General features: G+C 70.6%; 22 protein-coding genes and 1 tRNA gene. 13 read left to right on the top strand and 10 right to left on the bottom strand.

Annotation, left to right across the window (positions count from 1 at the left end; genetic code table 11):
* Positions 1-106: 106 nt before the first annotated feature.
* A complete protein-coding gene (locus tag ACYSUO_RS35020) occupies positions 107-1609 on the bottom strand; it encodes a potassium/proton antiporter (RefSeq protein ID WP_461780269.1) in 1503 nt (500 codons plus the stop codon).
* Positions 1610-1807: 198 nt separating this feature from the next.
* On the opposite strand from ACYSUO_RS35020, the gene ACYSUO_RS35015 reads away from it, so the two are divergent.
* Positions 1808-4561: a penicillin acylase family protein gene (locus ACYSUO_RS35015; RefSeq protein WP_461780243.1), complete on the top strand. Its 2754-nt coding sequence runs from the start codon at positions 1808-1810 to the stop codon at positions 4559-4561.
* Between the two features lie 69 nt (positions 4562-4630).
* Here ACYSUO_RS35015 and ACYSUO_RS35010 read toward each other — a convergent pair whose 3' ends face one another.
* Positions 4631-5263: a 5-formyltetrahydrofolate cyclo-ligase gene (locus ACYSUO_RS35010; protein ID WP_461780242.1), complete on the bottom strand. Its 633-nt coding sequence runs from the start codon at positions 5261-5263 to the stop codon at positions 4631-4633.
* Between the two features lie 94 nt (positions 5264-5357).
* On the opposite strand from ACYSUO_RS35010, the gene galU reads away from it, so the two are divergent.
* The 7 genes from galU (at position 5358) to ACYSUO_RS34975 (ending at position 11156) form a co-directional block, all read left to right on the top strand.
* Positions 5358-6260 carry a UTP--glucose-1-phosphate uridylyltransferase GalU gene (gene galU / locus ACYSUO_RS35005; protein WP_461780241.1) on the top strand — a complete coding sequence of 301 codons (903 nt, stop codon included), beginning with the start codon at positions 5358-5360 and terminating at the stop codon, positions 6258-6260.
* Between the two features lie 121 nt (positions 6261-6381).
* Complete coding sequence (glp, locus tag ACYSUO_RS35000) at positions 6382-7728, top strand: molybdotransferase-like divisome protein Glp (RefSeq protein WP_461780240.1); 1347 nt, start codon at positions 6382-6384, stop codon at positions 7726-7728.
* Positions 7729-7846: 118 nt separating this feature from the next.
* Complete coding sequence (gene moaC / locus ACYSUO_RS34995) at positions 7847-8365, top strand: cyclic pyranopterin monophosphate synthase MoaC (protein WP_461780239.1); 519 nt, start codon at positions 7847-7849, stop codon at positions 8363-8365.
* Positions 8362-8889, top strand: coding sequence for a MogA/MoaB family molybdenum cofactor biosynthesis protein (locus ACYSUO_RS34990; RefSeq protein ID WP_461780238.1), 528 nt, complete (start codon positions 8362-8364; stop codon positions 8887-8889). The genes moaC and ACYSUO_RS34990 overlap by 4 nt, the downstream gene beginning before the upstream one ends.
* A 20-nt stretch (positions 8890-8909) precedes the next feature.
* A complete protein-coding gene (locus ACYSUO_RS34985; RefSeq protein WP_461780237.1) occupies positions 8910-9554 on the top strand; it encodes a GNAT family N-acetyltransferase in 645 nt (214 codons plus the stop codon).
* 171 nt (positions 9555-9725) lie between these two features.
* Positions 9726-10991 carry a divisome protein SepX/GlpR gene (gene sepX / locus ACYSUO_RS34980; protein ID WP_461780236.1) on the top strand — a complete coding sequence of 422 codons (1266 nt, stop codon included), beginning with the start codon at positions 9726-9728 and terminating at the stop codon, positions 10989-10991.
* A gap of 91 nt (positions 10992-11082) precedes the next feature.
* Positions 11083-11156: transfer RNA gene (locus ACYSUO_RS34975), tRNA-Ala, on the top strand.
* 67 nt (positions 11157-11223) lie between these two features.
* On the opposite strand, the gene ACYSUO_RS34970 is transcribed toward ACYSUO_RS34975, so the two are convergent.
* On the bottom strand, positions 11224-11730 hold the full coding sequence (locus ACYSUO_RS34970; RefSeq protein WP_461780235.1) for a GNAT family N-acetyltransferase: 507 nt from the start codon (positions 11728-11730) through the stop codon (positions 11224-11226).
* 67 nt (positions 11731-11797) lie between these two features.
* On the opposite strand from ACYSUO_RS34970, the gene ACYSUO_RS34965 reads away from it, so the two are divergent.
* Entirely contained in the window at positions 11798-12598 is an 801-nt protein-coding gene (locus tag ACYSUO_RS34965; RefSeq protein ID WP_461780234.1) for an exodeoxyribonuclease III, read from the top strand.
* Between the two features lie 104 nt (positions 12599-12702).
* Here ACYSUO_RS34965 and ACYSUO_RS34960 read toward each other — a convergent pair whose 3' ends face one another.
* The 4 genes from ACYSUO_RS34960 to ACYSUO_RS34945 all read right to left on the bottom strand — a co-directional run bounded on the left by ACYSUO_RS34960 (position 12703) and on the right by ACYSUO_RS34945 (position 16390).
* Entirely contained in the window at positions 12703-12885 is a 183-nt protein-coding gene (locus ACYSUO_RS34960) for a hypothetical protein (RefSeq protein WP_327662937.1), read from the bottom strand.
* Between the two features lie 123 nt (positions 12886-13008).
* Positions 13009-13884 carry an SDR family oxidoreductase gene (locus ACYSUO_RS34955; RefSeq protein WP_461780233.1) on the bottom strand — a complete coding sequence of 292 codons (876 nt, stop codon included), beginning with the start codon at positions 13882-13884 and terminating at the stop codon, positions 13009-13011.
* Positions 13881-14855 carry an alpha/beta fold hydrolase gene (locus ACYSUO_RS34950; RefSeq protein ID WP_461780232.1) on the bottom strand — a complete coding sequence of 325 codons (975 nt, stop codon included), beginning with the start codon at positions 14853-14855 and terminating at the stop codon, positions 13881-13883. The genes ACYSUO_RS34955 and ACYSUO_RS34950 overlap by 4 nt, the downstream gene beginning before the upstream one ends.
* Positions 14852-16390, bottom strand: a complete 1539-nt coding sequence (locus ACYSUO_RS34945) for a flavin-containing monooxygenase (protein WP_461780231.1) — start codon at positions 16388-16390, stop codon at positions 14852-14854. Before ACYSUO_RS34945 ends, ACYSUO_RS34950 begins: the two co-directional genes overlap by 4 nt.
* Before the next feature lie 177 nt (positions 16391-16567).
* On the opposite strand from ACYSUO_RS34945, the gene ACYSUO_RS34940 reads away from it, so the two are divergent.
* Entirely contained in the window at positions 16568-17197 is a 630-nt protein-coding gene (locus tag ACYSUO_RS34940; RefSeq protein WP_461780268.1) for a MerR family transcriptional regulator, read from the top strand.
* Between the two features lie 8 nt (positions 17198-17205).
* Here the strand turns inward: ACYSUO_RS34940 and ACYSUO_RS34935 are convergent, their stop codons facing one another.
* Positions 17206-18252, bottom strand: a complete 1047-nt coding sequence (locus ACYSUO_RS34935; RefSeq protein ID WP_461780230.1) for a DUF6528 family protein — start codon at positions 18250-18252, stop codon at positions 17206-17208.
* A 148-nt stretch (positions 18253-18400) separates the two neighbouring features.
* Positions 18401-21748, bottom strand: a complete 3348-nt coding sequence (locus tag ACYSUO_RS34930) for a S41 family peptidase (protein ID WP_461780229.1) — start codon at positions 21746-21748, stop codon at positions 18401-18403.
* Positions 21749-21931: 183 nt separating this feature from the next.
* On the opposite strand from ACYSUO_RS34930, the gene ACYSUO_RS34925 reads away from it, so the two are divergent.
* Positions 21932-22519, top strand: coding sequence for a TetR/AcrR family transcriptional regulator (locus ACYSUO_RS34925; RefSeq protein ID WP_461780228.1), 588 nt, complete (start codon positions 21932-21934; stop codon positions 22517-22519).
* Positions 22520-22630: 111 nt separating this feature from the next.
* Positions 22631-24829 carry an MMPL family transporter gene (locus tag ACYSUO_RS34920; protein WP_461780227.1) on the top strand — a complete coding sequence of 733 codons (2199 nt, stop codon included), beginning with the start codon at positions 22631-22633 and terminating at the stop codon, positions 24827-24829.
* Positions 24830-24903: 74 nt separating this feature from the next.
* On the opposite strand, the gene ACYSUO_RS34915 is transcribed toward ACYSUO_RS34920, so the two are convergent.
* On the bottom strand, positions 24904-25278 hold the full coding sequence (locus ACYSUO_RS34915) for an SsgA family sporulation/cell division regulator (protein WP_461780226.1): 375 nt from the start codon (positions 25276-25278) through the stop codon (positions 24904-24906).
* 164 nt (positions 25279-25442) lie between these two features.
* On the opposite strand from ACYSUO_RS34915, the gene ACYSUO_RS34910 reads away from it, so the two are divergent.
* Complete coding sequence (locus tag ACYSUO_RS34910; protein ID WP_461780225.1) at positions 25443-26507, top strand: energy-coupling factor ABC transporter permease; 1065 nt, start codon at positions 25443-25445, stop codon at positions 26505-26507.

Below are 26507 nucleotides of genomic sequence, written 5' to 3'. Positions count from 1 at the left end.
GATGGGGCGCTGTGAAGCGCGGTGCTGCAAGGGGACCGCGGCCGCTTTGCGGTCGCGCCGGCTCTACGTCAGGCAGAGTCGGTCGTACTTGGTCTGTGCACCCATGCTAACGGGCTTCCGGGCCCGCGGTACCCAACCAGCCGGCCAGCTTGCCGCCGAGGGCGACGGCCCGCAGGCGCGCCTCCGCGGCGTCCCGCACCGGGTCCGTGGCGACCACCAGGAGTTCGTCGCCCCGGCGGAGCACGGTGGTCGGGGCGGGCACGGAGGAGGTGCCGTCGCGGACGACGAGCGTGACGGCGGCGCCCTTGGGCAGCCGCAGTTCGCCGACCTCCACGCCGTGCATCCGCGAGTTCTGCGGGATGGACACGGACAGCAGGTGCCCGCGCAGCCGCTCCAGGGGCGCCGATTCGATGCCGAGGTCGGCGGCTTCGGAGGAGCCGGCCAGGCGCAGCTTCCCGGCGAGCCACGGCAGCGTGGGGCCCTGGATGAGGGTGTAGACGACGACCAGGACGAAGACGACGTTGAAGATCCGCTGGCTGTCGGCGACGCCCGTGACCATCGGGATCGTCGCCAGGATGATGGGCACGGCGCCGCGCAGCCCGGCCCACGACATGAGGGCCTTCTCCGCCCACGGTATGCGGAAGGGCACCAGGCTGACGACGACCGACAGGGGGCGCGCGACCATCGTGAGGACCAGGCCGATGAGGAGCGCGGGCACGATGTCGTCGGCCAGTTCGTGCGGGGTCACCAGCAGGCCGAGCAGGACGAACATGCCGATCTGTGCGATCCAGCCGAGTCCTTCGGCGAAGCCGCGGGTGGCCGGCCAGTGCGGCAGCTTGGCGTTGCCCATCACCATCGCGGCCAGGTAGACGGCGAGGAATCCGCTGCCGTGGGCCATGGCGCCCGCGGCGTACGCGGCCGTGGCGATGGCCATGACGGCGATCGGGTAGAGGCCGGACGCGGGAAGGGCCACGTGGCGCAGGCCGAAGGAGCCGAGCCAGCCGACCGCGAGCCCGATGGCGGCGCCGATCGCGAGCTCCAGGGCGATCTCGCCGATGAGGACGTACCAGTGCTCTATGGGGCCCGCCGCGGAGAACGCGACGACGAGGATGACGACAGGGGCGTCGTTGAAGCCGGACTCCGCCTCCAGGACGCCGGTCACGCGCGCGGGAAGCGGCACCCTACGTAGAACGGAGAAAACCGCCGCCGCGTCCGTGGAGGAGACCACCGCGCCGATGATGAGTGCCTGTCGCCATTCGAGGCCCACCAGGTAGTGCGCTCCGGCGGCCGTCACTCCCACGCTCACCGCGACGCCCACGAGGGAGAGGGCGGCGGCTGCTGGGAGTGCGGGTTTGATCTGCTTCCACTTCGTGCCCAGACCGCCTTCGGCGAGGATCACGACGAGTGCCGCGTAGCCGATGACCTGTGTCAGTTCGGCATTGCTGAAGTCGACGTGGCCGATCCCGTCCTGGCCCATCACGACGCCGATGCCGAGGTAGAGCAGGAGGCTCGGCAGTCCGCTGCGCGAGGAGATGCGCACGGCGGCGACCGCCACGAGCAGCACGAGTGCGCCGACGAGCAGGAGCTGGTTGAGCTGGTGGACAGTCAGGGGCTGTTCCTTTCAGGAAGGACACTGCGACAGGGAAGTTACTTCGTTACCTTACCTAATCGTTAACGCTTTCTTGATGCCGAATTGGTCACGCCGCTCTTCGTAGAACGCTGCTTCCCGACTCCGCGTCCGGAGCCGTACCCCAGTGCTCGTAAGGTTGCTCTCGCCCGCAGCCAGCGAAGGACAGCAAGGATCCCGATGCCCTCCACTACGAACGCCTCTGCCGGCAGCCCGCCCGGTAAGAAGAAGGGGCGCCGAGCCCGACTGATCGTGATCGTCCTCGTGTTGGCCGTTCTCGCGGGCATCGGATTCGGTGCCTACTGGAGCGTCGACAGCGTCCGCGCGTCCATGCCGCAGACGACGGGGTCCATCCAACTGGACGGGCTCGACGGGCCGGTGCAGGTCAAGCGGGACAGCTACGGGATCCCGCAGATCTACGCGTCCACGGACCACGACCTGTTCATGGCGCAGGGCTATGTGCAGGCGCAGGACCGGTTCTACGAGATGGACGTGCGGCGCCATACGACCTCCGGTCGGCTCTCCGAGATGTTCGGCAAGGGCCAGGTCAAGAACGATGAGTTCCTGCGCACCATGGGCTGGCGCCGGGTGGCACAGAAGGAATACGACTCCAAGCTGTCGCCCTCGACGAAGAAGTACCTCCAGGCGTACTCCAAGGGAGTCAACTCCTATCTGGGCGGCAAGAGCGGCAAGGACATCTCCGCGGAATACGTCGCGCTCGGCTTCGAGAACGACTACAAGCCGCAGAAGTGGTCGCCGGTGGACTCGGTTGCCTGGCTCAAGGCGATGGCCTGGGACCTGCGCGGCAATATGCAGGAGGAGATCGACCGCTCGCTGATGACGAGCCGGCTCGGCCCGAAGCAGATCGCCGACCTGTACCCCGACTACCCGTACTCGCGGCACAAGCCGATCGTGCAGGAGGGCGGGTACAACACCGCCACGAAGTCGTACGACGCGTCCTCGGGCGGCGGCACGGGCACGCAGGCGGCCGGGGCGGCGGGCACCGGCCTGGCGGGCGACACGGCGGCCCCTGGCGGCCTCCAGAGCCAGCTCGGCGGCCTCTCCAAGGTCCTGGACGAGATCCCCGACTCCGCGGGCCTCGGACCCAACGGCAACGGCATCGGCTCCAACTCCTGGGTGGTCTCGGGCGACCACACCATCACCGGCAAGCCGCTGCTCGCAAACGACCCGCACCTCGCGCCGCAACTGCCGTCCGTCTGGTACCAGATGGGCCTGCACTGCACGAGCGTCTCCAGCAAGTGCCAGTACGACACGTCGGGTTACACCTTCGCCGGCATGCCGGGCGTGGTCATCGGCCACAACCAGAACATCTCCTGGGGCCTGACCAACTCGGGCGTCGACGTCACCGATCTCTACCTGGAGAAGTTCAGCGGCGACGGCTACCTGGTCGACGACAGGACGGTGCCCTTCAAGACCCGCAAGGAGACCATCAAGGTCGCCGGCGGCGACTCCAAGACGATCACCGTGCGGGAGACCGACAACGGGCCGCTGCTGTCCGACCGCAACTCCGAACTCGTGAAGGTCGGCAAGAAGGCCGGCGTGGACGCGGCGGCCCCCGACCGCGGCGACGGCTACGGCATCGCGCTGCGCTGGACCGCGCTGCAGCCGGGCAACACCATGGACGCCGTCTTCGGGCTCGACAAGGCGTCGAACTGGTCGGAGTTCCGCAAGGCCTCCGCCGACTTCCAGGTGCCCTCGCAGAACCTCACCTACGCCGACACCGAGGGCAACATCGGCTACCAGCTGCCGGGCCGGATCCCGACCCGCGGCGAGGGCGACGGCTCGCTGCCGTCCCCCGGCTGGGACTCCGAGTACCGCTGGACCGGCTACATCAAGCAGGACGAGCTGCCCTACGAGTTCAACCCGAAGCGCGGCTACATCGTGACCGCCAACCAGGCCGTGGTCGACGACAGCTACCCGTACACGCTGACCAAGGACTGGGGCTACGGCACCCGCAGCCAGCGCATCACCGACCTGATCGAGTCGAAGATCAAGGACGGCGGGAAGATCTCCACCGACGACATGCGCACCATGCAGATGGACAACAGCAGCGAGATCGCCAAGCTGCTCGTGCCCTACCTGCAGAAGATCGACGTCCAGGACAAGGACGTCAGGGACGCGCAGCAGCTCCTGGACAACTGGGACTACACCCAGAACCCGGACTCGGCGGCCGCGGCGTACTTCAACTCCGTGTGGCGCAACATCCTGAAGCTCGCCTTCGGCAACAAGCTGCCCAAGGAGCTGCGTGTCGAGGGCCAGTGCCTGAGCGTCGAGCCGGTCGACAAGACGGGCCCCGCCGACGAGGACCGCAAGGTCCGCGAGTGCGGCGAGCGGGACACGCACTCGGCACAGCCGGACGGCGGCGACCGCTGGTTCGAGGTCGTCCGAAAGATCATCAAGGATACGAAGAACGACTGGTGGAAGACGCCGGGCAGCCGCACGAACGAGCCCACCGAGAACCGTGACCAGCTGTTCAAGCGCGCCATGGAGGACGCCCGCTGGGACCTCACGGCCAAGCTCGGCAAGGACATCGACACCTGGAGCTGGGGCCGGTTGCACAAGCTGGAGCTGAAGAACCAGACCCTCGGCACCGAGGGCCCCGGCTGGCTGCAGTACGTGCTCAACCGCGGCCCCTGGAAGCTGGGCGGCGGCGAGGCGGCCGTGAACGCGACCGGCTGGAACGCCGCGGGCGGCTACGGAGTCGACTGGGTGCCGTCCATGCGGATGGTGGTCAACATGGCGGACCTCGACAAGTCCAAGTGGATCAACCTCACGGGCGCTTCGGGGCACACCTTCAGCGACCACTACACGGACCAGACCGAGAAGTGGGTCAAGGGTGACCTGCTGCCGTGGCACTTCTCCGAGAAGGCCGTCGGCGACAGCACCGAGGACTCGCTGGTCCTGAAGCCGTAGCCGGACCGACACCGAAAGGGGCCTCACGCGTGCGCGCGTGAGGCCCCTTTCGCATGTGCGGTGCGGTGTTCAGAAGCGCCGCACGCCCGAGGGCGTCACCACCGCGTCCACGGCCTTGTCGTGCGCCTCCTGGGGGAGGTGCGCGACGACCTCGCTGTCGTGGAGCAGTACGACCAGCGTGGGCCGGGCACCGGCCGCCTCCAGGCGCGCGAGCACCCGGTCGTACGAGCCGCCGCCGCGGCCGAGCCGCATCCCGCGCGCGTCCACGGCGAGCCCGGGCAGCAGCACCACGTCCGCCTCCAGGACGGCGGCAGGGCCGAGCCGCTCGCCGCCGGGCTCCAACAGGGCCATCTTTCCCGGGTGTCGCACCGTGGTGAGCGAGTCCGCCCCGTCGTACGCGCCCCAGTCCAGGTCGTTGTCGGGCAGCAGGGCAGGCAGCAGTACGCGCGTCCCGCGCGCGCGAAGGGCGTCGAGGAGCGCGCCCGTCCCCGGCTCGCCGCCCACGGAGACATACGCCGCCACCGTGCGGGCGTTCGCCAACTCGTCGAGTTCGAGAGCCCGGCGGGCCACGGCCCGCTCCGTCTCCCGTGTGTCATCCTCCGTCAATGCGTTCCTCACCCGGAGGAACTCCCTGCGCAATGAACGCTTGTCAGGGTGGGCGCCGAGCGGATCTTTTGCGGGCTCATCGGTGTGCGGACTCATAGCCGGGTCACAAACCTCTCCTATTCGACGCATATATGTGCCTTCAAAGCGGACCCACAGATTCCGCCCATAGCAGCCGGATATGGTGACCCGCATGACTGACGCGCACACCAGGATCACCAAGGCTGTCATCCCCGCAGCGGGCCTCGGCACCCGGTTCCTGCCCGCCACGAAGGCGACGCCCAAGGAGATGCTCCCGGTCGTCGACAAGCCGGCGATCCAGTACGTGGTCGAAGAGGCCGCGGCCGCGGGGCTCGGCGACGTACTGATGATCACAGGTCGCAACAAGCGTCCGCTGGAGGACCACTTCGACCGCAACCACGAGCTGGAGGCGGCCCTTCAAAAGAAGGGCGACGCGGACCGCCTGGCCAAGGTCCAGGAGTCCAACGACCTCGCCACGATCCACTACGTGCGCCAGGGCGACCCCAGAGGTCTCGGCCACGCGGTCCTGTGCGCCGCCCCCCACGTGGGCGACGAGCCGTTCGCGGTGCTGCTCGGCGACGACCTGATCGACCCCCGCGACCCGCTGCTCCAGAAGATGGTGGAGGTCCAGGAGGAGCACGGCGGCAGCGTCATCGCGCTCATGGAGGTGGAGCCCTCCCAGATCCATCTCTACGGATGTGCCGCGGTCCAGGCCACGTCGGACGGCGCCGTCGTCCAGGTCACCGACCTCGTGGAGAAGCCGGATCCGGCCGACGCCCCCTCCAACTACGCGATCATCGGCCGCTACGTACTCGACCCCGCCGTCTTCGACATACTGCGCAAGACCGAGCCCGGCCGCGGCGGCGAGATCCAGCTCACCGACGCGCTCCAGCAGCTCGCCGCCGACGAGAAGATCGGCGGCCCCGTGCACGGCGTCGTCTTCAAGGGCCGCCGCTACGACACCGGCGACCGCGGCGACTACCTCAAGGCGATCGTCCGCCTCGCATGCGAACGTGAGGACCTGGGGCCCGAGTTCCGCGCCTGGCTGCGCGGCTACGTCGCCGAGGAGGTCTGACACCCCGCTCCCCGGCGGACCTGCGCCCCGGTACGGCACACCACCTCCAGGGCGTCGCACAAGGCCCGTGGTAATAACACCGGAGTATCAGGAACACCGGCACGAGGAGCAGGGAGCAGCAGTGAACAGTTTCAGTGCCACGACGGACCGGGCGCAGATCTGGTCGGTGGACGAGCATCTGGAGGACATCCTCGGCACCGTCACCGCGCTCGACCCCATCGAGCTCCAACTCCTCGACGCGCAGGGCTGTGTGCTCGTCGAAGAGGTGACGGTCCCGCTGTCGCTGCCGCCGTTCGACAACAGCTCGATGGACGGGTACGCGGTGCGAGTCGCGGACATCGCGGGCGCGAGCGAGGAGTTCCCCGCCGTCCTCACGGTGATCGGCGACGTCGCCGCGGGCCAGGCCGAACAGCCCACCGTCGGCCCCGGCGAGGCCGCCCGCATCATGACGGGCGCCCCGCTGCCGCCCGGGGCCGAGACCGTGGTCCCCGTGGAGTGGACCGACGGAGGACTCGGCGCGGGCCCCGTCACCTCGATGTCCGCGCACAGCGCGGCCCCTGAGGGCGCCTCAGGAGAGGTCCGCGTGCACCGCCCCGCCGAAGCACGCGCGCACGTACGCGCGCAAGGCAGCGACGTGCAGGCGGGCGACCGTGCGCTCACCGTCGGCACCGTCCTCGGCCCGCCGCAGATCGCCCTGCTCGCCGCCATCGGCCGCGGCACCGTACGCGTGTGCCCGCGCCCGCGCGTGGTCGTCGTCTCCACCGGCACCGAACTCGTCCAGCCCGGCGAGCAGTTGGCGCCCGGCCAGATCTACGACTCCAACAGCTTCGCCCTCACCGCCGCCGCCCGCGACGCCGGAGCCATCGCCTACCGGGTCGGCGCGGTCGACGACGACGCGGAGACGCTGCGCTCCACCATCGAGGACCAGCTGATCCGCGCCGACCTCATCGTGACGACGGGCGGCGTCAGCGTCGGCGCGTACGACGTGGTCAAGGAGGCCCTCACCGGCATCGGCGACCCGGACGACGAGGAGGGCATCGGGGCCGGCAGCGGCGTCGAGTTCCGCAAGCTCGCCATGCAGCCCGGCAAGCCGCAGGGCTTCGGCTCCATCGGCCCCGACCACACCCCGCTGCTCGCGCTGCCGGGCAACCCCGTGTCGTCGTACGTCTCCTTCGAACTCTTCGTACGCCCCGCGATCCGCACCCTCATGGGCCTGCCCGAGGACTCCGTGCACCGCCCGACGGCCCGCGCGACGCTCACCGCCGACAAGGCGCTGACCTCGCCCTCCGGCCGACGCCAGTTCCTGCGCGGCGTGTACGACGCAGAGGCCGGCGAGGTCGCCCCCGTCGGCGGCGCCGGCTCGCACCTCATCGCGGCGCTCGCGCAGGCGGACTCGCTGATCGTGGTCCCCGAGGACACGACGTCGGTGGAGCCTGGCACCGAGGTGGACGTGGTTCTGCTGGGCTGAGGGCGTGGTCCTGGTGGGCTGAGAGAGCCGACTGTCGGAGGCTCGCGATAGCGTGTCGCGCACAAATCGTCCGGCGCGCCGCACCGCGCACGGCTCGGATCGGGAGCGCCACAGCCGCATGAGTACTTCGCCAGACCAACAGGACCAGCAGGACAGCACCGACCGGCTCACGCACATCGACGAAGCGGGCGCCGCCCGCATGGTCGACGTGTCGGAGAAGGCCGTCACCGCGCGCACCGCCCGCGCCAGCGGCCGCGTCCTCGTCTCGCCGCGCGTGGTGGAGCTGCTGCGCGGCGAGGGCGTGCCCAAGGGGGACGCCCTCGCCACGGCACGCATCGCGGGAATCATGGGCGCCAAGCGCACCCCCGACCTGATCCCGCTCTGCCACCCGCTGGCCGTGTCCGGCGTGAAGCTCGACCTGTCCGTGGCGGACGACGCCGTGGAGATCCTCGCCACCGTGAAGACCACGGACCGCACGGGTGTCGAGATGGAGGCGCTCACGGCGGTCTCGGTCGCCGCGCTCACCGTCGTCGACATGGTCAAGGCGGTCGACAAGGGCGCGGTCATCTCGGACGTCCGGGTCGAGGAGAAGTCCGGGGGCAAGTCCGGGGTCTGGAACCGGGAGACGCGGGCATGACCGACAGCTACCGCGCCCTCGTCGTCACGGCCTCCAACAGGGCCGCCGCCGGGGTCTACGAGGACAAGGGCGGCCCCCTGATCGCGGAGGGCCTGAGAAAGCTGGGCTTCGCCGTCGAGGGCCCCCAGGTGGTGCCGGACGGCGACCCCGTGGAGGCCGCCCTGCGGGCCGCGGTCGAGGCGGCGTACGACGTCGTGATCACCACCGGCGGCACCGGCATCTCGCCCACCGACCGCACCCCCGAGGCGACGGCCCGCGTCCTTGACCGCGAGGTACCGGGCATCCCGGAGGCGATCCGCGCGTACGGCCGGGAGAAAGTGCCCACAGCGGCGCTCTCGCGTGGCCTCGCGGGGGTCGCCGGGCGCACACTGATCGTGAACCTGCCGGGTTCCAGCGGGGGCGTGAAGGACGGGCTCGCCGTTCTCGGGCCGCTGCTGACCCACGCCGTCGACCAGATCCACGGCGGCGACCACCCCAGAAGCGATCCCAGACCCGATGTCCAGGCACCCGGGGGTGCGCACTGAACAGCCCGTCGTGGCCCGTCGTGCTGGTGGAGGGCGATGTGGTCCTCCGCCCCATAAAGCTGCGCGACCAGCGTGCCTGGCGCGAAGTGAACCGGCGCAACCGCGACTGGCTGCGCCCCTGGGAGGCGACCATCCCGCCGCCCACCCCGAGCGGCCCGGTCACCCATCGCCCGACATACCGTCAAATGGTGCGCCACCTGCGCTCGGAGGCGAACGCGGGCCGGATGCTGCCCTTCGTCGTCGAGTACCAGGGCCGCCTCGTCGGCCAGTTGACCGTCGCAGGGATCACCTGGGGGTCGATGTGCTCGGGCCATGTCGGGTACTGGGTGGACCAGTCGGTGGCGGGCCGGGGCGTGATGCCGACGGCCGTCGCGCTCGCGGTCGACCACTGCTTCCGCACCGTGGGGCTGCACCGCATCGAGGTCTGTATTCGGCCGGAGAACGGGCCGAGCCGCAGGGTCGTGGAGAAACTCGGATTCCGCGAGGAGGGGATCCGTCCACGATATCTTCACATCGACGGGGCCTGGCGCGATCATCTCGTCTTCGCGCTCACCGCCGAAGAGGTACCGGAGGGACTCCTGAAGCGTCGCCGTCGTGAGCGGCGCGGGAACGCCGCAGGTCCGGGTGCCCCCAATGCGGTCGATCCCGGCACCACCTCGAAATGAAATAAATGTTCGAAATTGATCGATGAGGCACCGTCAGGGGTCATTGAATTCCCCCGAAGGGCGTCCTGTTGATCACATCGACCGCAAAAAAGCTCGGATTATCAGCCAGATCGTGCGACACACCGGCTCAATTGGCGGATGGCCCCCCGCAAACCCCTCTACGGTGTGTCCGTGAGCAGCAGCGGCCTCATCTACGCAGTCATCGTCGGGGCCTGGGCCGCCTACTTGGTGCCGATGTGGCTCCGTAGGCAGGACGAGTTGAACGAAGCTCGTCCGACGGAACGCTTCAGCACCGCCATCCGGCTTCTCTCCGGCCGGGCGGGCATGGAGCGCCGGTACGCCAAGGACCTGCAGGCGCGCTCGCCCGAGTCGGACGAGCGGCGCGGCGACCCGGTCGACCCGGACGCACCCACCGAAGGGGTGGACGTCCGGGACGTCGGCATGTCTCCGTCCGGGGAGCGGCGCTCCCCGCACGCGGGGCGCGAACGTCGCGAAAGCCGTGAACATCACGATTCCGCCCGGGAGTTCGCGGAACCCAGCCGCGAGCGGGCGGAACCCACCCGCGAGCGCGCGGAATCCGCCGCCCGCGAACCCGAACCGGCGGCCGAGCCCACGGCACCCGCCAAGTCCCGGGCCGCCCGCGCCGCTTCCGCCGCCGCTGAGGCACAGGCCGCGCGCGCCCGGCGCACCAAGGTGCTCGCGCGCCGCCGCCGCACGACCGTGCTGCTCTTCGCCGCCTTCACGATCGGCGCCGTCGTGGCCGCCGTCGGAGGCGTCGCGTTCCTCTGGGCGCCCGCGGCACCCGCCCTGCTCCTCAGCGCGTACATCGTCTACCTGCGCACGCAGGAACGACGCCGCTTCGCCTACGTCATGGACCGCCGCCGCGCCGAGGTCGCCGCGCAGCGACTGCGGGAGCGCCAGCCGCGCAGGCGGCAGCCGGCCGCGGCACGCGCCGCGGCCGAGGACCAGGAGGAAGGACCATCGGTGGACGAGACCGCCACCGACCCCGGCCTCGAGGCCCTCGCCGCCGACCGGCGCGCCCTCGTCGAGCAGACCGACCATCAGGAATGGGTCGACCAGCAGCGCGAGCGGCAGCGCCACCCGGGCCCCGGCGACAGCTGGGACCCGGTCCCCGTGCCGCTGCCCACGTACGTCACCGCCCCCGTCGCCCCGCGCGCCACCGGCGGCATCGACTACAACGCACCCGAGACATGGAGCTCCGCGCGCTCCTCCGCCGCGGAACAGGCCGCGCAGGAGGAGCCCGCCGCGGAACCGGCGGAGCCCACCGCGGACTCCGCCGAGCCGGTGGCCGACGACGGCCGCAGCGACGCCCGCCGCGCCGCCTCCGCCCGCCGCTCCCGCGAGCGCGGCCGCACGCCGCTCTTCGACCAGTTCGACGACGACGCCGACGGTAGGCCGCGCGCCGCCAACGAGTGAGCCGGACCACTTCGGAACCCGCCCGGCTGACCAGCCAGGGAACGGATTTCCAAGCACCCGGATCGGGGTGCTAGAGTTTCACTCGTTGCAAGGGCGTGTGGCGCAGTCCGGTAGCGCACCTCGTTCGCATCGAGGGGGCCAGGGGTTCGAATCCCCTCACGTCCACTGCAATGAAAGCCCCGACGGGAAACCGTCGGGGCTTTCGCGTTTCTCCCTGAGGGGAGGGCGCCGCCTACAGCTTCTTCGCGAAGCACCGGCTCAACTCGTCGAACCGGTAGTGGCCGAACTTGGCGCACGGCTCGTAACCGCTCGACGTGTACAGGGCTATCGCCTCCGGCTGCTTGAGGCCCGTCTCCAGAACCATGCGGGTGCGCCCCGCCGCCCGGGCGTCCTCCTCCAGCGCCGCGAGAATCTGCCGGGCCAGGCCCAGGCCGCGCGCCTCCGGAGTGACGTACATGCGCTTCAGCTCGGCGTCGCCGTCCGCGTACCCCTCCTCGTTCTCCTCCTGGCCGCGCCAGCCGCCGGTCGCGAGCGGGGTGCCCGAGGCGTCGTACGCGATCAGGTAGAGGCCGCGCGGCGGCTCGAACATCGTCGGGTCCAGCGGCGTGACATCGCCCTCGTCGCCGTAGCGCTCCGCGTACTCGAGCTGGACGCGGTCGTTCAGCGCGATCGCGTCGCGGTGGCCGAAGGAAGTGGGGAGCAGGACCGGGCCCCCGACACCAGAAAGCTGAATACTCATACGCGCCATCGTAACTCTATGCGGACGCCTGCGGTCGGATAGTCCAGTCTGCCGGTATCGTGCCGGGGTGCTGACTGTGACCTCTGTGAATGTGAACGGGCTCCGGGCCGCCGCCAAGAAGGGCTTCGTGGAGTGGCTCGCCGAGACCTCCGCCGACGCCGTCTGCCTCCAGGAAGTGCGCGCCGAGCCGCACCAGCTGCCGGAGAACGTGCGTGAGCCCGAGGGCTGGCACGTCGTGCACGCGCCGGCCGCCGCCAAGGGCCGGGCGGGCGTCTCCCTCTATACGCGGCGCGAGCCGGAGCGGGTGCAGATCGGGTTCGGCTCGGCCGAGTTCGCGGACAGCGGCCGCTACGTGGAGGTGGACCTGCCGGGCGTCACCGTCGCCAGCCTCTACCTGCCCTCCGGCGAGGTCGGCACGGAGCGCCAGGACGAGAAGCTCCGCTTCATGGGGGAGTTCCTGCCCTACCTGAAGTCCCTGCGCGAGCGCGCCGCCGCCGACGGCCGCGAGGTCGTGGTCTGCGGCGACTGGAACATCGCCCACCAGGAGGCCGACCTCAAGAACTGGAAGGGCAACAAGAAGAACTCCGGCTTCCTGCCGGAGGAGCGCGCATGGCTGTCGTCCGTCTTCAACCCTTCGGGCGGCGGCTACGTCGACGTGGTGCGGGCCCTGCACCCGGACGTCGAGGGCCCGTACTCGTGGTGGTCGTACCGGGGGCGGGCTTTCGACAATGATTCAGGTTGGCGCATCGATTATCAGGTGTCGACGCCGGGGCTCGCCGGGCGTGCGGTGAAGGGCTTCGTCGAGCGGGCCGCCACGCACGACGAGCGGTGGTCGGACCACGCACCCGTCACCGTCGTGTACGAGTAGTCGCCGCAGCCAGGCCGCCGGGCAGCCAGGAAGCCAGGGAGCCGACATGACGGGGCCCCGTCCGGATTTCCGGACGGGGCCCAGTCACATGTGTTCAGGTGGCGTCACTGCTGGAAGCGGTCCTTGGCCTCCTGGGCGGCGTCCTGCGCCTTGTCCTTGGCCTGGTCCGTGCCTTCCTTGGCGCGGTCCTGGCCTTCCTCGGACTTGCCCTCGGAGCCGCCCATGGCGTCCTTGGCCTTGTCCTGCAGCTGCTCGGCCTTGTCCTTGAACTGGTCAGAGATACCCATTTGATGCACTCCATGAAGGGTGGGGGTTGGGCCTCGACCAGACTTGCACGGTGTCCGATTCGCCGCATTTTGATCAATGACGGACTGTGTTCGGGACAGCGGGTGGGGCTAGGAAAGTGCAGGTCAGTGGCCTCGTGCGGCTTCGTCGGCGGCGCCGCCCGCGCCCACGAGGCCCTTGGAGACGGTGTCGAGGCGGCCCTCGAAGCGGCGCATCCGCTGCTGGCCGATGACTCCGATCGCCGCGGGCAGGTAGCCGCGTATGCCCTGCATGCCGCGGAGCCACCACTGCGCGTACACGTGGGGCGAGCGGCGTTCGATGCCGGCCACGAGGCGGTCGACCGCCGGGCCCAGCGGGTACGTCTTGTTCGACGGCCACGGCAGCTGCTGGCGCAGCTCGCGCATCACGTCGTCCTGGTCGGCGCCGCGCACCATGTCGGTGTCCGTCCACGACAGGTAGCCGACGCCGACGCGTACGCCCTTGTGGCCGACCTCGGCGCGCAGGCTGTGGGCGTACGCCTCCACGCCCGACTTCGACGCGCAGTAGGCGGTCATCATCGGGGCGGGCGTGATCGCGGCGAGGGAGGCGATCTGGAGCAGGTAGCCGCGGGACTCCGTCAGTACGGGGAGGAAGGCGCGGGCCGTCACGGCGGAGCCGATGAGGTTGACCTCGATGACGCGGCGCCAGGCCACCGGGTCGGACTCGGCGAAGGGGCCGCCGGTCGCGACGCCGGCGTTGGCGACGACGATGTCGATCTTCCCGAAGCGGTCCTTGACCTCCTGGGCGACCTGCGCCATCGCCACGTGGTCCGTGACGTCCGCGTGCCACCAGTCGGCGTCGGAGTGCAGCCGGCCGGCCACCTGCTTGAGCTCGTCCGGTTCGAGTCCGACGAGCGCGATCTTCGCGCCGCGTGCCGACAGCTTGCGTGCGAGCAGTTCGCCCACGCCGCGCGCGGCTCCCGTGACGACCGCGACCTGACCTTCGAGACTGACCTTGCTCATGCGGCATCCGCCCCCTTCTGCGACTGCGACTGTGACTGTGACTGCGGCTCTGACCTCGGCTGGGCGTGTTTCTGCGAGAGTTCGCGGATCTTCGTCGTGACGGCCTCGGGGGCCTCGACGGGGGTCATGTGGCCGAGGCCCGCCAGTTCGGTCAGGCCCGCGGAGTTGGGCAGCGCGGCGGCGATCCGGCGGGCGTGCGCGACCGGGGTGAGGCGGTCGGCGGTGCCGGCGATGACGGCGACCGGCATGGTCAACCCCTCGACACCGGCATCCAGTTGGAGGTGTTCGAGTACGTGCGACCAGCCGTAGCGCACGTCGCGCGGGCAGGCGTGCACGATCCGGGCGCAGGCCTCGACCTTGTCGGCGGCCGAACCCGGGCCCATCGTCGCGTACTTGAGGACCCGCTTGCCGATCGGTGTGACGGGTCCGAGCGGCGCCTTCGAGCCGAGGATCGCGCGGGTGAACCGGGTCCGCAGGGTGCCCGCCTTCATCAGCGGCACCACGGTCGCCTCGGCCACGAGCTGCGAGCTTCCGGTGCTGCACAGCAGGACGGCGGCCGCGTGCTCCTGGAACTTGGGGCGTCCGGCGGCGGCCATCATCGTCATGCCGCCCATGGAGTGTCCGACGAGCACCGCCTGCTCTCCCGGCTCCAGCGTCGCGCCGAGCACGGCCTCCAGGTCGTCCGCCAACATGTCGGTGGTGTACGGGAGTTGGGTGGCGGCCGGGCTGCGGCCGTGCCCCCGCTGGTCGTACACGATCACCCGGTGGTCGGTGGCGAGGGCCCGCGTCTGCGCGGCCCAGAACGCCGTGGAGCAGGTCCAGCCGTGCGAGAGCAGCACGGCCGGTGCCCCCTCGGGGCCGTGCACCTCGACGTGGAGCCGTGCCCCGTCCGCGGAGGTGACGGTCAGCTCGCGGGCGGCGACGGGCGGTGCGTACGGTCCCGTCGTCACATGGCGCATCAGACGGCTCATGCGGCGTTCACCTCGGCCTTCTTCTTGGTACGCGTGGGCGCGGCCGGCTCCGCGGGCGCGCGCACCACCTCGTACTCGCCTACGTCGACATGCCGGGTGGCGTGCCGGAATTCGGTGGTCGTGCCCGGCCACACCGTCGTGTTGACCCCGTTCTCGTCGAGGTACCAGCTGTTGCAGCCGCCGGTGTTCCACACGGTGCGCTTCATGCGGTCCTGCACGCGGTTGTTCCAGCCGTTGACGGCGGTCTCGCGCGGGTTGAGGGCGACGCGGCCGCCGAGGACGTGCAGCTGGCGCATGTAGTCGGCCAGGTAGTTCAGCTGGGCCTCGATCATGAGGATCATCGAGGAGTTCCCGAGGCCGGTGTTCGGGCCGATGACGGTCATGAAGTTCGGGAATCCGGCGGCCGTGGCGCCTCGCAGCGCCTTCATGCCGTTCTTCCACGACTGCATGAGCGTGTCGCCGTCGGCGCCGATGACCCGGTCCGCGATCGGCATGTCGGTGACGTGGAAGCCGGTGCCGAAGACGATCGCGTCGACCTCGGCCTCGCTGCCGTCCGCCGCGACGAGGGTGTTCCCGCGGATCTCGCTCAGTCCGGAGGCGACGACGTCGACGTTGGGCCGGGCGAGCGCCGGGTAGTACGTGTTGGAGAGCAGGATCCGCTTGCAGCCGATGCGGTAGTCCGGGGTGAGCTTGGCGCGCAGCTCCGGGTCCTTGATCGCCCGGTGCATGTTCCGTTTGGCGAGCCGCTCGACCATGCCCAGTTCGTTCGGGTGCTTGGTGAACGCCTGGACCTGCAGCTCCCGGATGCCCCACAGGAGTCCGCGGCGCGCCTGGGTGGTGAAGGGCAGCTGCCGGTGCAGCCAGCGTTCGGCGGGCGAGATGGCCCGGTCGGCGCGCGGCATCACCCACGGCGGCGTGCGCTGGAAGAGGGTGAGGCGCCCGACCTCCTTCTGGATGGCCGGCACGATCTGGATGGCCGACGCGCCCGTGCCGATCATGGCGACGCGCTTGCCCCGCAGGTCGTACTCGTGGTCCCACTGTGCGGAGTGGAAGACCTTGCCGGGGAAGGTGTCGAGCCCGGCGATGTCCGGCGTCTTCGGGTCGGACAGCGGTCCGGTGGCGGACACGACGACGTCGGCGGTGAGTGTCCCCTTCGCCGTGTCGATCTCCCACCACAGCTTGTCGTTGTCCCAACGCAGCTGGTTCACCTCGGAGTTGAGGCGGATGTGCGGCCGAAGGCGGAAGGTGTCGGCGACGTGCTCCAGGTACTCGCGGATGTGCTCCTGCCCGGAGAACGTCCGCGGCCAGTCCGGGTTGGGCGCGAACGAGAAGGAGTACAGGTGGGACGGGACGTCGCAGGCGCATCCCGGGTAGCTGTTGTCGCGCCAGGTCCCGCCGACCGCGTCGGCCCGCTCCAGGACCACGAAGTCGGTGATCCCCTCGCGCCGCAGCCTGACCGCCGCGCCGAGGCCGCCGAAGCCGGATCCGATCACCGCCACCCGTACGTGCTCGTGCTCGTGCTCCTGCTCGGGCATCCCGGCGCCTCCTTTGCCGCAGCGACTCTGCCAGTGAACACTGGCGTAATTCGGAGAGTAGAGGCTCCGCGTACTCATGGGTAGGGGTCGGGCCAAGGAAAGTTACCGGCAGTACGGCATAAGGTTTCCGACGTGGCACAAGATGAGACGGGACCCGGAAAGCAGCGCGAGTACCGCATGGAGGAGCTGGCGAAGGCGGCCGGCATCACGGTCCGCACCGTGCGCTTCTACCGTGAACGCGGGCTCATCAAGCCACCCCGCCGCGAGGGCCGCATCGCCTGGTACGACGAGACCCACCTGGACCGGCTGCGCACGATCGCCTCGCTGCTGGACCGCGGCCACACCCTCAACGGGATCAGCGAGCTCTCCGAGGCCTTCGACCGCGGTCGCGACGTCGGCGAACTCCTCGGCGTGCAGCCCACGGAGGAGGTCCCCGTCCGCCTCTCGGCCGCCGAGCTCGCCGACCACTTCGCGGACGACGTCACGCCCGAGAACCTTCAGGCCGCCCTGGATCTCGGCTACTTGGGCATCGACGGCGAGGAGATCGTGCACATCAGCCGCCGGCTGCTCGACATCTCGGCGGCCCTGGTCCGCGAGGGCATCCCGCTGGCCGACGTCCTGGCGGCGGCCAAGCGCGTGCGCGAACACGCCGACGCCCTGGCCGGCCTCTTCACCGACCTCGTCGCCGAGCACGCCTCCGACAAGGACATCGACCGCCTGCGTCCGCTGGCGAAGGGCGTGGTGGAGGCGGAGTTGTCGCTCGCGATCGACCGCAGGCTGGAATCGTCCGACGGGTCACCTGGGTAGCCAGCAACTCACCTGGGTAGCCACCAACGGGCCTTGTAGATACCGCCGTTGACGTACTTGAAGGACCCGGCGGGCCGGTGCAGGCTCACGGTCGTCGTCCACCAGGTCTCCCCGAGTCCGCGCTCCGGCACGGTCGTGACCACCCGCCCGGTGCGCGGATCGTCCCCCACGCACTTCACGGACTTCCGGACGATCTCCGACGCTCCCGCGAAGTCCTGTACGAAGCTGCGGCTCGCGATGTCGTACTGGAACACCGCCGCGGACGTCGTCACCCACATCCGCCCCGGGACCCCGGCCACGGGGAACAGGTCGTGCCCGCCGGCGGACTTCCCGGGAGTCGCGACCGGCAGGGGCACGCCGAACCGCCGCACCAGCGAGGGCCGCACCCGCGTCCCCTCCACCCCATAGGCCACCAGCTCGTCGTCGCCCATGGCCCACAGCACCTCGCGCGCCCGGTCCCAGTGCAGCCCGTGCGCCCCCTTCAGCCCGGCCTCCGTGTACCGCGTGGAGTGCGGCCCGAGGGACGCCGCGTACAGGCGCACCCGCGCGCCCGTGCTGCACGCGACGGCGACGTTCCCGTCGGGGAGGATCTCGGCGGTGTGCGGGTTGATCAGATCGTCCCCGGGGCCGAGCGCCCCGGCCCAGTAGCGGCGCCCGCTCGGCCACTCCACCACTCCCGCGAACCCGAACGAGGCCGTGGTCAGCACGAACGTACGCCCGCGATGGCGCCGCACCTTCGCCTCGCTCGGGTACACCCAGCTGATGTCGGGCTCGACGTCCCGGTACCGGGGGTCGCCCAGGGGTGAGAACGCCCAGCGCACGACATCGGGATCCACCGTCGGGTCCCACACGCCCACCCGCGAGTCCATCACCAGCAGCCGTTTGCTCGCCTGCTCGGTGATGAGGACGGGTGGCGGCCCGGGAGTCGCGGCCGCGGCTCTCCCCGTACCGCCGAGTGCCAGCCCCGCCCCGATCCCCACGGCGCCGAGCAGTACCTCTCTTCGCGAACCGTACGACGAACCGCGCAACGAGCCGTACGACGAGCCGTGCGACATGAAACCCCCCTGGGAGACAGGTAGTTGACCGCGTCATCGCCATGTACGCGCCCAGAATCTGTCATGCCAGGGGGGAGGGGAAGGGGGTGAGCCCTCCGCAGGACATTGGTCCGGCACTGGTCCGGTGTCGGTCCTGCGGAGGAGCCCGTCAGCGTGGCGGCAGCCGCGGCCGCCTCCGGTCGGGGACGTCCGAGTAGTCGGGCGGCGTCGTCGCGCCCTGTTCCGTCAACAGGTTGAGCGCCAGCTCCACCGCGTCGTCGAGCTGCGCGTGCCGGCCCTCCGCCCAGTCGAGGGGGGTGCGCAGGGCCTCGATGTCCGGTTCCACGCCCCGGTTCTCGATGGACCAGCCGTACTGGGGGAACCAGGCCGCGTTCATCGGCACCGTGATCACCGTGCCGTCGCCGAGCTTGTGCCGCCCGGTCATGCCGACGACGCCGCCCCAGGTGCGCTGGCCGACGACCGGGCCGAGCGCGAGCAGCTTGAACGCGGCGGCGATCATGTCGCCGTCCGACGAGGTCGCCTCGTCGGCGAGCGCGACGACGGGACCGCGCGGGGCGTTCGAGGCGTACGAGACCGCCTGCGCGTTGCGGGTCAGGTCCCAGCCGATGATCTTCCGGGTGAGTTTCTCGACGACCAGCTCGCTGATGTGGCCGCCCGCGTTGCCGCGCACGTCGACGATGAGCGCGGGCCGGGAGACCTCCATGCGCAGGTCGCGGTTGAACTGGGCCCAGCCGGAGCCGCCCATGTCGGGGATGTGCAGATAGCCGCACTTGCCGCCGCTCAACTCCCGTACGACGGCGCGGCGTTTGGCCACCCAGTCCTGGTAGCGCAACGGGCGTTCGTCGACGAGCGGGACGATGGCGACGCGGCGCGGGCGGCCGCCACCCTCCGCGCACGTGAAGGTCAGCTCGACGGTCGTGCCGCCCGCGCCCGCGAGCAGCGGGTACGGGCCCGTGACCGGGTCGACCGGGCGGCCGTCGACGTGGGTGAGGACGGCGCCGTCGCGGATGCCGGTACCGGCGAGCGGGGAGCGGGCCTTGGAGTCGGAGGAGTCGCCGGGCAGGATCCGCTGGAGCGTCCAACGGCCGTCGCGACACACGAAGTTGGCGCCGAGCAGGCCCTGGGCCCGCTGGTAGTGCGGCGGTCCCTCGTTGCGGCGGGCGGCGGCCACGTAGGCGTGGGACGTGCCGAGTTCGCCGAGGACTTCTCGTAGGAGGTCCGCGAACTCGTCGGGGGACGCGACCCGTTCGACCAGCGGCCGGTACTGGTCGAGCACCGCGTCCCAGTCGATGCCGCACATGTGCGGCTCCCAGAAGTAGGCGCGGATGATCCGGCCCGCCTCGTCGTACGCCTGCCGCCACTCGGCCGCCGGGTCGACCTCGTGCAGGATGCGGCGCAGGTCGATCCAGACGGTGGTGTCGTTGTCGCCGGCCTCGGTGGCGGGCACGGCCTCCAGTTCGCCCTCGTCGACGACGACGAGCCGGGTGCCGTCGCCGCTGACCGCGAACCAGTCCATGTGGGCGACGAGTTGGGACTTCTTCCCCTTGACCAGGTCGAAGTGTTCGAGGGTGGGCTGGGCCGAGGGGTCGGCCGGGTTGGCGAAGGTCTCGCCGAGCGCGCCCGAGATCGGCCAGCGCAGCCACACCAGGCCGCCGCCGGCGACCGCGTGCAGCGACGAGTACTTGGACGCGGAGACGGGGAACGGCACGACACGGTTGGCGAGGCCCTCGATCTCCACGGTCGGCGTGCCGTCGCCGCCCGCGTCCTCGACCGGGTCGAGGCCGCCCGCCGCGGTCCGCCCGTCGGGGGAGAGGGCGAACGGGGACGGCGTCGCGGACGACAGCGGTACGAGGTAGGGGCGGCAGCCCAGCGGGAACGACAGGTCGCCGGTGTGCACGTCGTAGACGGGGTCGAAGCCGCGCCAGGAGAGGAAGGCGAGATAGCGGCCGTCCCGCGTGAACACCGGGTTCTCGTCCTCGAAGCGGCCGTTGGTGACGTCGACGATCGTCGCCGACTCGCCCTTGCCCGGGGGGACCGCGCCGATCGCGGTGGAGCCGCCGCCCCGGTTGATCCGGGCCATCTTGATCTGTCGCAGCGAGCGGCCGATGCCCGGGTGCGACCAGGTCAGCCAGGCGCCGTCGGGGGAGAAGGCGAGATCGCGGACCGGGCCGTTCGTGGAGCGGATCAGCTCGGTGACGGTCGGTTCCTCCAGCGGTGCCTCGCCGCCCTCGTCCTCGCCCACGTCGACGAGGAGCAGCCGCCCGTCGTTCGAGGCGATCGCGAGCCGCTCCCCGTCCGGGTCCGAGACCAGCTCCTGTACGCGGCCCAGCCGGCCGGAGGCGAACCGGCGCGGCGCCCGGTCGCCGCTGGCCCGCGGCAGGTAGGCGATCTCGACGGCGTCCTCGCCGTCGGCGTCGGTGACGTAGGCGACCTGGCCGCCGGAGCCCAGCATCTCGGGCAGGCGCACGCGCACGCCCGGGGTGTCGGCGATGGTGCGGGCGGGGCCGTCGCGGTGCGTGAGCCAGTACAAGCTGCCGCGGACGACGACGGCGCTGGCCCGGCCCGTCTCGTCGACGGAGAGCGAGTCGACGTGCTGGGCGGCGGGGACCTGGTAGCTGCGGCGCCCGGCGCGGGGGCCACCGAGCCTGACCCGCAGCTTGCGCGGCACCGAGTCGGGGTCGAGGTCGTCGAGGATCCACAGGTCGCCCGCGCACTGGTAGACGACGCGGGTGCCGTCGGTGGTGGCGTGCCGGGCGTAGAAGGAGTCGTGGTCGGTGTGGCGGTGCAGGTCGGTGCCGTCGGGGCGGCAGGAGTAGACGTTGCCGATGCCCTCGTGGTCGGAGAGGAACGCGATGCGGCCGTCCACGAACATCGGGTCGTCCAGATGTCCGTCGAGGTCGGCGAGGATGCGCTGCCCGTGCACCCACAACCGGCCCTGGGCGCCACCCCGGTAGCGCTTCCAGGCGGCCGGTTCGTGCGGCGCCGTACCGGTCAGGAGCAGGGTCTGCCGCTCGCCGTCGATGTCGGCGACCTGGATGTCGGAGACCGGGCCCCAGGGGAGCTTGCCGCCGGGGGAGCCGTCGGTCGGGACGCTGTAGGCGAAGGTGAAGTACGAGAAGGGTTCGCCGTGCGAGGCGACCGCGAGGATGTCGCACCGGCCGTCCTTGTCGGGGGGAGTCCAGCCGCGCACCTGGGTGTCGACGCTGCCCCAGTACGTGAGCCGGCGCGCGGAGCCGCCGTCGACGGGCGCCACATGGATCTCCGGGTCGAGGCTGCGCCACGTCGTGTACGCGATGTGCCGGCCGTCGGGGGAGAAGCGCGGGTGGCTGACCTTGGTGCGGTCGACGGTGACCCGCCAGGCCCGTGTCGAGCCGTCGAGCGGCGCGACCCACAGGTCGTCCTCGGCGGCGAAACACAGCCGATCGCCGCTGATGTGCGGGAAACGCAGGTACGCCCGGCCGTCCGCATCCTCGGTTGCCTCAGTCGCCTCAGTCACGTCCTCATGCTTTTCCGCGACGCGGGCTCCGGCAACCGGGACTCACTGAGAAGGGTGGACGGGAGGGGGTGCGGGAAGGGTGCGCGGGACGATGTGGCGCAGCGCACGTACGAAACCGTTTCGTTTCGCTAGCGGGCAGGGTACTTTTATGGCGTACGCATACGGAGAGGTCGGGTGGGTGACATGGTCGCCGAGGCAACGACGCGTCGCAGCCGGATCACGCCCGAGCGCGAGGCCGAGCTGTACGGCGCCGTGCTCGAACTTCTCCGCGAGGTCGGCTACGACGCCCTGACCATGGACGCCGTGGCCACCCGGACGCGGTCCAGCAAGGCCACGCTCTACCGCCAGTGGGGCGGTAAGGCCGAGCTGGTCGTGAAGGCGCTGCGGAGCCAGAAGCCGCACTTCGACGTGGTCGACACTGGTTCGCTGCGCGGTGATCTGCATGCGATGGCCGTCCGTGAGGACGACTGCCACATGGAGCAGAACAGCGCGCTGATGCGCGGCCTGATGGTGGCCGTGCACGCCAATCCGGATCTGCTCGCGGCCTTCAAGGAGTGGATCGTCACTCCCGAGATGTCGGGCCTCGACCGGATGCTGCGCAGAGCGGTGGACAGGGGCGAGATCCGGGCCGACAACCCGGCGCTCGGCTACGCGCTCCACATGCTGGTCGGCGCGTTCGCGACCCGCACGCTCATCGACGAAGAGCCGCCGACGCAGGCCTACCTCTCCGCGTACATCGACGCTGTGGTCCTCCCCGCCCTCAGCGCCTGACCCACCTCTTCCCCACGGTTCCACCTGACGCACAACCGCTCATGTCGTCGGGCCGATCACACCTGCCCCGTTGTCCTGCTGGACCCACGACCTGACCGGGAGTACGCCTCCGTGGCCACATTCCTCTACAAACTCGGCAAACTCGCGTTCCGCCGACGGCACTTCGTCGCGCTGATCTGGGTGGCCCTGCTCACGCTCGCGGGCGTGGGCGCCGCCTCCGCGCCGACCGCCGCCTCCAGTTCCTTCTCCATACCGGGGACCGAGGCACAGAAGGCCTTCGACCTGCTCGACCAGCGCTTCCCCGGATCCGCGGCCGACGGGGCCACCGCCCGCGTCGTCTTCGAGGCGCCGAAGGGGGAGAAGCTCACCGACGCGGCCAACAAGGCCGACATCCAGGACACCGTCGCCGAGATCAAGTCCAGCTCGAAGCATGTCGCGTCCGTCGCGGACCCGTTCGTCGCGAAGACGCTGAGCAAGGACGGCACGATCGCCTACGCCTCGGCGACGTACAAGGTCTCCTCGATGGAGCTGACCGACGCCGACCGGGACGCGTTGCAGGACGTCATCGACGAGGCGAAGCAGACCGGTCTGACCGTCGAGGTCGGCGGTGACGCGCTGCAGGCCATGCCGGAGACGGGCGCCACCGAGGTCATCGGCATCGCGGTCGCGGCCGTCGTCCTGGTGATCACGTTCGGCTCGCTGATCGCGGCGGGTCTTCCGCTGCTGACCGCGCTGATCGGTGTCGGCATCGGCGTCTCCGCCATCACGGCGCTCGCCAACGTGCTCGACCTGGGCAGCACCACCTCCACCCTGGCGATGATGATCGGCCTCGCGGTCGGCATCGACTACGCGCTGTTCATCGTGTCCCGGTACCGGGGCGAACTCGCGGAGGGCCGGGACCGGGAGGAGGCCGCGGGGCGGGCCGTCGGTACCGCAGGGTCGGCCGTCGTCTTCGCCGGGCTCACCGTCGTCATCGCGCTGGTCGGCCTGGCCGTCGTCAACATCCCGATGCTGACCAAGATGGGCATCGCTGCCGCCGGCACGGTCGCCATCGCGGTGCTCATCGCGCTCACCCTGATCCCGGCGCTGCTCGGCTACGTCGGCAAGCGGGTGCACGGCCGCAAAGCCCGTAAGGACCTGTCCGAGGAGAAGCAGCCCAAGGTCAACATGGGCACCCGCTGGGCCGGCTTCGTCCTTCGCCGCCCGGTCACCGTCCTGATCGCGGGCATCGTCGGCCTCGGCGCCATGGCCGTCCCGGTCGCCTCGCTCGAACTCGGCCTGCCCGACGACGGCGCACAGCCGACCAGCACCACCCAGCGCAAGGCGTACGACCTGCTCTCCGAGGGCTTCGGGCCCGGCTTCAACGGCCCGCTCATGACGGTCGTCGACGCCAAGGGCGCGGCCGACCCGAAGGCCGCCGTCTCCGAGGTCGTCCGGGAGATCAAGGGCACGGACGGGGTCGCGGCCGTCACCCCGGCGACGTTCAACAAGGCCGGGGACACCGCCGTGATCAGCGTCGTCTCCAAGTACAAGCCGTCGTCGGTCGACACCGAGAACGTCGTGCACGACATCCGTGACGCGGGCGCCGACATCAAGGCGGACACCGGCGCCGAGCTGAGCGTCACCGGCTCGACGGCGATGAACATCGACGTCTCGCAGAAGCTCAACGACGCGCTGATCCCCTACCTGGCGCTGGTCGTCGGCCTAGCGTTCCTGCTCCTGATGGTGGTCTTCCGCTCGATCCTGGTCCCGCTGAAGGCGGCGCTCGGCTTCCTGCTGTCCGTCCTCGCGGCGCTCGGCGCCGTCGTCGCCGTCTTCCAGTGGGGCTGGCTCGGCTCGCTGTTCGGCGTCGAGCAGACCGGCCCGGTCATGTCGATGATGCCGATCTTCATGGTGGGCGTGGTCTTCGGCCTCGCGATGGACTACGAGGTGTTCCTCGTGACGCGCATGCGTGAGGCGTACGTCCACGGGGAGCGGCCCGCGCAGGCCGTCGTCACCGGGTTCAAGCACGGGGCGCGGGTGGTCACGGCCGCGGCGGTCATCATGATCGCGGTGTTCGCGGGCTTCATCGGAAGCTCCGAGCAGATGGTGAAGATGATCGGCTTCGGTCTCGCCATCGCCGTCTTCTTCGACGCGTTCATCGTCCGTATGACGCTCGTGCCCGCCGTCCTCGCGCTGCTCGGCAAGAAGGCCTGGTGGCTGCCGAAGTGGCTGGCGCGGGTGCTGCCGAACGTGGACGTGGAGGGCGAGGGGCTGAAGACGGCCGACGCCGACCGTCCGGACGACGAGCGGGAGCTCGTCAGCGCGTGACGCCGTTCAACGGGTGACGCCCTTCAGCGGGTGATGCCCTTCAGCGGGTGATGCCCTTCAGCGGGTGACGCCCTTCAGCGGGTGATGCCTTGAGGGGCCTTGGCCGGGGTGACGGTCGTGTAGGTGCGGCGCAGGAAGCGGACCAGCGCTTTCGTGTCGAACTGCACGACCGTCACCCCGCTCGGCTTGTGCGGCGCGTGGAACTCGATGACCGTCTGCACGCGGCCGCACGGCCAGATCCGGACGGCGCCGCCGGTGACCGGGGCGCGCAGACCGCCTTCGAGAAGCTCGCGGGGGAAGGCTCCCCACTCGCCGGAGCCGGGCAGTGCGACATGGACCGTGCCGCTCTCGTGGCGCAGGACGACGGGGACCGCCTGGCCGGCCTCGGGGGAATCGGTGACGACCCGGGCCCGCGCGTACTGCTCTACGTACTGCTCGACAACCGTCATGTCCTTAAATGTCGCATATGTAGGCGTGTACAGACCAGGGGTGACCGGACGCAATCGGTGCTGAGACGCTATTGCAAGGCGTTCGCAACAAAGCACTATCATCGAACGGTTCACCGGACGCCGAAACCGGACGCTGCCCCCGGACCCGAGCGGAGCCCCCACCCATGCATGTCCCCGACGGATTCATCAACGCCCCCGTGTCGGCCGCCGCGGGCGTCGTCGCCGCGGGCGCCGTCGCCGTCAGCCTGCGCGGTGCCCGCCGCGAGCTGGGCTCCGAGCGGGCGGCGCCACTCGCGGGCCTTGTCGCGGCGTTCATCTTCGCCGTGCAGATGCTCAACTTCCCCGTCGCCGCGGGCACCAGCGGACACCTCCTGGGTGGCGCGCTGGCCGCGATACTCGTGGGGCCCTATACCGGGGTCCTCTGCGTGTCCGTGGTGCTGCTCATGCAGGGCGTGCTCTTCGCCGACGGCGGCCTGACCGCGCTCGGCGTGAACATCACCGACATGGCGATCACCACGACCGTCGTCGCCTACCTCGTCTTCCGCGGCCTGGTGAAGCTGCTGCCGAAGAAGCGCCGCTCGATCACCGTCGCGTCCTTCGTCGCGGCGCTGCTGTCCGTCCCTGCCGCCGCCGTCGTCTTCACCCTGATCTACGCCATCGGGGGGACGACCGACGTCTCCATCGGCAAGGTCGCCACCGCGATGGTCGGCGTGCACATCCTCATCGGCATCGGTGAGGCCGTGATCACCGCGCTCACCGTCGGCGCGGTCGTCGCCGTGCGCCCCGACCTCGTGTACGGGGCCCGGGGCCTGCACCAGCCGCTGAAGCTGAAGGTGAACGGGGAGCTGGTGGACGCGGCCACGCCGGTGACCGCCCCCGTGGCCGCCCGCTCGCACCGCAAGGTGTGGCTCGTCGGCCTGGCCGCCTCCCTCGTCCTCGCCGGCTTCGTCTCCTTCTACGCGTCGGCCAACCCCGACGGCCTGGAGAAGGTCGCCCACGACAAGGGCATCGACCGTACGGAGAAGCAGCACGCCTCCTCCGACTCGCCGCTCGCCGACTACGGCGTGAAGGACATCGCCAACGGCCGACTCTCCGGCGGCCTCGCCGGGATCATCGGCGTCGGCGTCACCGTCGTCGCCGGGACCGGGATCTTCTGGGCGCTGCGCAGGCGGCGCACCGGCGACGCGGCCTCGGCCGAGGTCCCCGCCGCTTCGGAACGGGTGTCCTGA

The organism is Streptomyces sp. UC4497 (assembly GCF_054871485.1).
The sequence above is the reverse complement of the archived record's forward strand: the minus strand, read 5'-3'. Positions and strand labels throughout refer to the sequence as shown.